Raw genomic sequence first — 6,882 nt, 5'->3', positions numbered from 1 at the left:
GGATTTCGACGACGACGCCCGGCTGAAACCCGGCACCCCGGCGTACAGCCCGTTCATCCGCCCGGCCGAGGCCGGCCGGTAGCCGCCGGCTCGGCAACGCGGGCTTCACGACACCCGTAGTAGACTCTCGACCATCGTGGGCGCCGGCAGCGGCGGGTACGGCACGGGCAGCATGCCCGCCGGGCCTGCGCGATGCCGCGGGCGCCGACCTGCCGGCCGCCGCGCGATCCTGGCGACGTGACGGCCATCCAGACAATTACGATGGAGTCCCCATGTTTTCCCGACGCTATATCGCGATGTGGTGCGCGGTCCTGCTGTTCGTGGCCGTCGCGGCGCTCGCCGCCCGGCACACGATCGCGTGGCTGTGGCTCGTGATCCCGGCCGCCCTCGTCGCGCTCGGCCTGTACGACCTGAAGCAGGACCGCCACGCGATCCTGCGCAACTACCCGCTCTGGGGCCACTTCCGCTTCCTGTTCGAATTCATCCGACCTGAAATCCGCCAGTACTTCGTCGAGGACGACACCGACGAGAAACCGTTCTCGCGCGCGCAGCGCAGCCTCGTCTACCAGCGCGCGAAGAACGTCGCCGACAACCGCCCGTACGGCACCGAGCTGAACGTGAAGGCCGTCGCGCACGAATGGATCAGCCACTCGCTCGCGCCGACGAAGCTGCCGAACCACGATTTCCGCATCCGCGTCGGCGCGAACCGCGCGCAACCGTACGACATTTCGATCTTCAACATCTCGGCGATGAGCTTCGGCTCGCTGTCCGCGAACGCGATCCGCTCGCTGAACCTCGGCGCGAAGAAAGGCGGATTCGCGCACGACACGGGCGAAGGCTCGCTGTCGAAGTACCACCGCGAAAACGGCGGCGACATCATCTGGGAAATCGCGTCCGGCTACTTCGGCTGCCGCAACGACGACGGCACCTTCAATCCCGACAAATTCGCGAAGCAGGCCGCCGATCCGCAGGTCAAGATGATCGAGGTGAAGCTGTCGCAGGGCGCGAAGCCCGGCCACGGCGGCGTGCTGCCGGCCGCGAAGATCACGCCGGAAATCGCCGAGACGCGCGGCGTGCCGATGGGCAAGGACTGCATCTCGCCCGCGACGCACTCGGAGTTCTCGACGCCGCGCGGGCTGCTCGAATTCGTCGAACGGCTGCGCACGCTGTCGGGCGGCAAGCCGACCGGCTTCAAGCTGTGCATCGGCCATCCGTGGGAATTCTTCGGGATCGCGAAGGCGATGCTCGAAACCGGCATCGTGCCGGACTTCATCGTCGTCGACGGCGCGGAAGGCGGCACGGGCGCGGCGCCGCTCGAATTCACCGACCACGTCGGCGTACCGCTGCAGGAAGGGCTGCTGCTCGTGCACAACACGCTGGTCGGGATCGGCGTGCGCGATCGCGTGAAGCTCGGCGCGAGCGGCAAGATCATCACCGCGTTCGACATCGCACGTACGCTCGCGATCGGGGCGGACTGGGTGAACTCGGCGCGCGGCTTCATGTTCGCGGTCGGCTGTATCCAGGCGCAGCACTGCCACACCGATCGCTGCCCGACCGGCGTCGCGACGCAGGACCCGGTGCGCCAGCGCGCGCTCGTCGTGCCCGACAAGGCCGAGCGCGTGTACAACTTCCACCGCAACACGCTGCATGCGTTGCAGGAACTCGTGCAGGCGGCCGGCCTCGCGCATCCGTCCGAGCTGCGCGCGCATCACATCGTGCAGCGGGTCGCGCCGCATGAAGTGCGGCTGATGTCGCAGTTGCTGAAGTACCTGAAGCCCGGCGCGCTGCTCGACGGCAACACCTGCGGCTTTACGCTGTACGACAAGTGGTGGCCGATTGCGCGCAGCGATTCGTTCACGCTCGGCGAGGCCGTGTACGCATCGATCGAATGACGCGGGCGACCGCCCCCGCCGCAGGGCGGCCCGATAAAAAGAAAAGCGCCCCTCAGGGCGCTTTTCTTTCGTCTGCCGAATGCGTGAAACGCGTGAATGCGTCGCGTGCGGCTCAGTTTTGCGGCAGCGTATCGGCGAACGACGGCCGCTGCAGCAGCTTCGCGAAGTGCTTGTCGAGGTTCGGGTGGCGATCGCGCCAGTTGAGCTCGGGCATCCGGAAGTCGAGATAGCCGAGCGCGCAGCCGAGTGCGATGTCGGCGAGCGTGTAATGATTACCGACGCACCACGTCTTGCCGCCGAGACCTTGCGACATCGCGACGAGGCCGTCGTCGATCTTGCGTTGCTGGCGCGCGATCCAGCTCGCGCTGCGCTGCGCCTCGTCACGCATCGTATGTTCGACGCGAATCGTCACCGCCGCGTCGATCACGCCGTCACCCAGCGCTTCCCAGCACCGCACCTCGAGGCGCTCGCGGCCCGACGGCGGAATCAGCTTGCCGACCGGCGACAGCGTATCGACGTATTCGCAGATCACGCGGGAATCGAACACCGCGGCACCATCTTCCATCACGAGGCACGGGACCTTGCCGAGCGGATTCGAGGCATGAATATCCGTCTCCGGCGCCCACACGTTCTCGAGCTCCAGCTTGTAGTCGATCTTCTTTTCAGCCAGCACGATCCGCGCCTTGCGGACGTACGGGCTGCTGAGCGAACCGATTAATTTCATCATCTGCCTTTTTAAGGGAACCGCCGAGAGTATACGTTGTCGCCGATCATAACCGGCCAGCGTCGCGCGACAGAAAATCGCCCGGACGGCCTGTGGATGGTTTGCAACAACCGCCGCGCGGGCCTTCCGGGGCGGCTTCCCGCCCCCTCTCTCACGCACGGCGTCCCGCGGCGCTACAATCGCACGAATGAACGCGCCCCTCGATACCGCCATCGCCGTCGACGTCTACCGCCAGCGCCGTGAACGCGTGCTTGCCGCACTGCGTGCCGCCGGCGGCGGCGTCGCCATCGTCCCCACCGCGCCGGAAGTGCCGCGCAACCGCGATACGGACTATCCGTACCGGTTCGACAGCTACTTCCACTACCTGACGGGCTTCAGCGAGCCGGATGCCGTGCTCGTGCTGAACGCGGCCGCGCCGCACGGCGCGCCGGAGTCGATCCTGTTCTGCCGCGGCAAGAATGCCGACCGCGAAATCTGGGAAGGCTTCCATTACGGGCCCGAAGCCGCGCGTGATGCGTTCGGCTTCGACGCGGCGTTCGCGGTCGACATGATCGATACCGAGATGCCGCGCCTGCTCGCCGACGCGGGCACCGTGCACTACCGGTTCGGCGCATCGGCCGACTTCGAGCGCCGGCTCGCGGGCTGGCTCGACGCGGTGCGCGCGCTGGCGCGCACGGGTGTCGCTGCACCGGACGCGATGCTCGACCTCACGCCGCTGCTCGACGACATGCGGCTCGTGAAGGACGAACACGAGCTCGCGATCATGATGCGCGCCGCGCACATCTCCGCGCTCGCGCACCGCCGCGCGATGCAGGCGTGCCGCCCCGGCATCCGCGAATACGAACTCGAGGCCGAGCTGCTGTATGTGTTCCGCAAGCACGGCGCGCAGTCGCCCGCGTACGGCTCGATCGTCGCGGCCGGCGCGAACGCATGCGTGCTGCACTACCCGGCCGGCAACGCGGCCGCGCAAGATGGCGACCTGATCCTGATCGACGCCGCGTGCGAACTCGACGGCTACGCGTCGGACATCACGCGCACGTTCCCGGCCAACGGGCGCTTCTCGCCCCCGCAGCGCACGCTGTACGACATCGTGCTCGCCGCGCAGCAGGCCGCGGTCGACGCGACGCGCGCCGGCGTGCCGTTCGAGGCGCCGCACGACGCCGCCGTGCGCGTGCTCGCGCAAGGGCTGCTCGATACCGGCATCCTCCCGAAAACGCGCTTCTCGACCGTCGACGACGTGATCGCCGAGCGCGCCTACGCACGCTTCTACATGCATCGCACCGGCCACTGGATCGGCATGGACGTGCACGATTGCGGCGACTACCGCGAGCGGCTCGCCGAGCGTGACGGCAACGGCGCGCTGCCGTGGCGCACGCTGAAAGCCGGCATGACGCTGACGATCGAGCCCGGCCTGTACGTGCGCGCCGCCGACGACGTGCCGCCCGAGTACTGGAACATCGGCATCCGTATCGAGGACGACGCGATCGTGCGCGAGCACGGCTGCGAGCTGATCACGCGCGGCGTGCCCGTCGCGGCGGACGAGATCGAAGCGCTGATGCGCGCGGGCGCATGACCGGCTGCCGCCGACCGTTACCTCCGTTTCACGAATCAAGATGACGACCGCCTCCTCACCGGCCACGCCGGACTACGATCTCGCCATCGTCGGCGCGGGCCCCGTCGGGCTCGCGCTCGCCGGCTGGCTCGCGCGCCGCAGCGCCACGCAGCACGCATCGATCGCGCTGATCGATGCACGCGAACCGGCCGCCAGCGCGAACGATCCGCGCGCGATCGCCGTGTCGCACGGCAGCCGCGTGCTGCTCGACACGCTCGCGTGGCCCGCCGACGCGACGCCGATCGAACATATCCACGTGTCGCAGCGCGGCCATTTCGGCCGCACGCTGATCGACCGCGACGAGCACGACGTCGCCGCGCTCGGCTACGTCGTGCGTTACGGCTCGCTCGTGCAGGCGCTCGCGGGCGCCGTGCGCGGCACGCGCGTCGACTGGCTGACGTCGACCACCGCGCGCACGCCGCAGCAGGATGCCGACGGCGTCACGCTGACGCTCGACGGCCCGCAGGGCGAGCGCACGCTGCGCGCGCGCGTCGTCATCAATGCCGAAGGCGGGCTGTTCCACGAACAGCAGGCCGATGCCGGAAGACATCGCCGCGACTACGGGCAGACCGCGCTCGTCGGCACGGTCACGGTATCGGCGCCGCGCCCGAACGTCGCATGGGAACGCTTCACGCACGAAGGCCCGCTCGCGCTGCTGCCGCTCGGCGGGCCGCGCCAGGCCGAGTACGCGCTCGTCTGGTGCTGCACGCCCGACGAAGCGGTGCGGCGCGCCGCGCTGCCCGACGATGCGTTCCTGCGCGAGCTCGGCAGCGCATTCGGCGAACGCATGGGCGCCTTCGTCGCGATCGCGGGCCGCGCATCGTTCCCGCTCGGCCTGACCGCCGCGCAGACGCTCGTCAACGGCCGCGTCGCGATCGTCGGCAATGCCGCGCAGACCCTGCACCCCGTCGCGGGCCAGGGGCTCAACCTCGGGCTGCGCGATGCGCATACGCTCGTCGATACGCTGTCCGCGCAAGGCTTCGAAGCCACCGCGCTCGCCACCTTCAACGCGCGCCGCGCACTCGACCGGCGCTTCACGATCGGCGCGACCGACACGCTGGCACGCCTGTTCACGATCGACTCGGGCCCGCTCCCGCTGCTGCGCGGCGCGGCGCTCACCGCGCTCGAGTTCGTCCCGTCGCTCAAGAAGGTGATCGCGCGCCAGATGATGTTCGGCCAGCGCAACTGACCCGCGGCGCGCCCAGTCGCGCCGCTCAAACCGGGTCAAATCGGCGGGGCATGGGAATACGGTAAAATGCGCGTTTCCGTCTGCCCTTTCCCTGCCCGCGCCCGCCGCGGGCGGTGCCATTGCGATGCCCGTTATCGGCCCTCACGTATTGCGTAACAACCTGTTCGTCGCCCCGATGGCCGGCGTGACGGATCGTCCGTTCCGCCAGCTCTGCAAGCGGCTGGGAGCCGGTTACGCCGTGTCCGAGATGGTCGCGTCCAACGCGCAGCTGTGGAAAAGCGCGAAGACGATGCGGCGCGCGAACCACGAAGGCGAGGTGGAACCGATTGCGGTCCAGATCGCCGGCGCCGATCCCGCGATGATGGCCGAAGCGGCCCGCTACAACGTCGACAACGGCGCGCAGATCATCGACATCAACATGGGCTGCCCGGCGAAGAAGGTCTGCAACGTCGCGGCCGGCTCCGCGCTGCTGCAGAACGAGCCGCTCGTTCAGCGCATCGTCGAGGCCGTCGTCGCGGCGGTCGGCACGGGGCCCGATGCGGTGCCCGTCACGCTGAAGATCCGCACCGGCTGGGATCGCGAGCACAAGAACGCGATCACGGTCGCGCGCCTGGCCGAAGCCGCCGGCATCTCGATGCTCACCGTGCACGGCCGCACGCGCGCCGACCTGTACCGCGGCGACGCCGAATACGACACCATTGCCGCCGTGAAGGCAGCCGTGCGGATTCCGGTGGTCGCGAACGGCGACATCACGTCGCCCGCGAAGGCAAAGGCCGTGCTCGACGCCACCGGCGCCGACGCCCTGATGATCGGTCGTGCCGCGCAAGGTCGGCCGTGGCTGTTCCGCGAAATCGATCATTTCCTGCAAACCGGCGAGCTGCTGCCGCCGCCGCGGATCGACGAGATCCAGCACGTGATGAACGAACACCTGGAAGACCACTACGCTTTCTATGGTGAATTCACGGGCGTCCGTACTGCGCGCAAGCACATCGGCTGGTACACTCGCGGCCTTTCCGGTGCCAACGGGTTCCGGCACAGGATGAACACGCTCGATTCCACCCGCGAGCAGCTCGCCGCCGTCAATGCCTTCTTCGAGGCGCAAAAGGCGCTGTCGGACCACCTCGTCTACGTCGATGACGAAGAGGAAAACGGCCAGGGCGAGTCGGACGACCATAACCAGTTAGCAGCATGAGCAAGCACAACATCGAACAATGTGTCCGCGAGAGCCTGGACGTGTATTTCCGGGATCTAGACGGCTCCAATCCGCACGACGTCTATGAAATGGTGATGTCCTGCGTCGAAAAGCCGATGCTCGAGGTCGTGCTCGTACAGGCAGGCGGCAACCAGTCGCTCGCCGCCGAGTACCTCGGCATCAATCGCAATACGCTGCGCAAGAAGCTGCAGCAGCACGGCCTGCTGTAGGCGGCCGTCCCGTCCCCGTTTCCCTGGCTATTGGTGGTTCCAT

6 protein-coding genes are annotated in these 6,882 nt (G+C 68.2%); 5 read left to right on the top strand and 1 reads right to left on the bottom strand.

All coding sequences use genetic code 11. From position 1 onward, the window contains the following. Positions 1 to 272: 272 nt before the first annotated feature. Positions 273 to 1,892, top strand: coding sequence for an FMN-binding glutamate synthase family protein (locus G3N96_RS17285; protein WP_089494105.1), 1,620 nt, complete (start codon positions 273 to 275; stop codon positions 1,890 to 1,892). Positions 1,893 to 2,004: 112 nt separating this feature from the next. Here the strand turns inward: G3N96_RS17285 and G3N96_RS17280 are convergent, their stop codons facing one another. Next, positions 2,005 to 2,619: a glutathione S-transferase N-terminal domain-containing protein gene (locus tag G3N96_RS17280; protein ID WP_089455593.1), complete on the bottom strand. Its 615-nt coding sequence runs from the start codon at positions 2,617 to 2,619 to the stop codon at positions 2,005 to 2,007. 184 nt (positions 2,620 to 2,803) lie between these two features. On the opposite strand from G3N96_RS17280, the gene G3N96_RS17275 reads away from it, so the two are divergent. The 4 genes from G3N96_RS17275 (at position 2,804) to G3N96_RS17260 (ending at position 6,839) form a co-directional block, all read left to right on the top strand. After that, positions 2,804 to 4,189: an aminopeptidase P N-terminal domain-containing protein gene (locus G3N96_RS17275; protein ID WP_206137934.1), complete on the top strand. Its 1,386-nt coding sequence runs from the start codon at positions 2,804 to 2,806 to the stop codon at positions 4,187 to 4,189. A gap of 40 nt (positions 4,190 to 4,229) precedes the next feature. Continuing rightward, on the top strand, positions 4,230 to 5,417 hold the full coding sequence (locus G3N96_RS17270) for a UbiH/UbiF/VisC/COQ6 family ubiquinone biosynthesis hydroxylase (protein ID WP_206137933.1): 1,188 nt from the start codon (positions 4,230 to 4,232) through the stop codon (positions 5,415 to 5,417). 124 nt (positions 5,418 to 5,541) lie between these two features. Next, complete coding sequence (gene dusB, locus G3N96_RS17265; RefSeq protein WP_006497523.1) at positions 5,542 to 6,609, top strand: tRNA dihydrouridine synthase DusB; 1,068 nt, start codon at positions 5,542 to 5,544, stop codon at positions 6,607 to 6,609. Further along, positions 6,606 to 6,839: a Fis family transcriptional regulator gene (locus G3N96_RS17260; RefSeq protein WP_006476892.1), complete on the top strand. Its 234-nt coding sequence runs from the start codon at positions 6,606 to 6,608 to the stop codon at positions 6,837 to 6,839. The genes dusB and G3N96_RS17260 overlap by 4 nt, the downstream gene beginning before the upstream one ends. The last annotated feature ends 43 nt before the right edge of the window (positions 6,840 to 6,882 follow it).

Source organism: Burkholderia sp. Se-20373, from assembly GCF_017104705.1.
In the GTDB taxonomy this organism is placed as follows: domain Bacteria; phylum Pseudomonadota; class Gammaproteobacteria; order Burkholderiales; family Burkholderiaceae; genus Burkholderia.
This window is presented reverse-complemented; position numbering and strand designations above follow the sequence as displayed.

Excerpts from the sequence above, each read along its gene's own strand:
- G3N96_RS17285 (WP_089494105.1), top strand. The coding sequence starts at position 273 with ATGTTTTCCCGACGCTATATCGCGATGTGGTGCGCGGTCCTGCTGTTC.
- G3N96_RS17275 (WP_206137934.1), top strand. The coding sequence starts at position 2,804 with ATGAACGCGCCCCTCGATACCGCCATCGCCGTCGACGTCTACCGCCAG.
- dusB (WP_006497523.1), top strand. The coding sequence starts at position 5,542 with ATGCCCGTTATCGGCCCTCACGTATTGCGTAACAACCTGTTCGTCGCC.
- G3N96_RS17260 (WP_006476892.1), top strand. The coding sequence starts at position 6,606 with ATGAGCAAGCACAACATCGAACAATGTGTCCGCGAGAGCCTGGACGTG.
- G3N96_RS17280 (WP_089455593.1), bottom strand. The coding sequence starts at position 2,619 with ATGATGAAATTAATCGGTTCGCTCAGCAGCCCGTACGTCCGCAAGGCG.
- G3N96_RS17270 (WP_206137933.1), top strand. The coding sequence starts at position 4,230 with ATGACGACCGCCTCCTCACCGGCCACGCCGGACTACGATCTCGCCATC.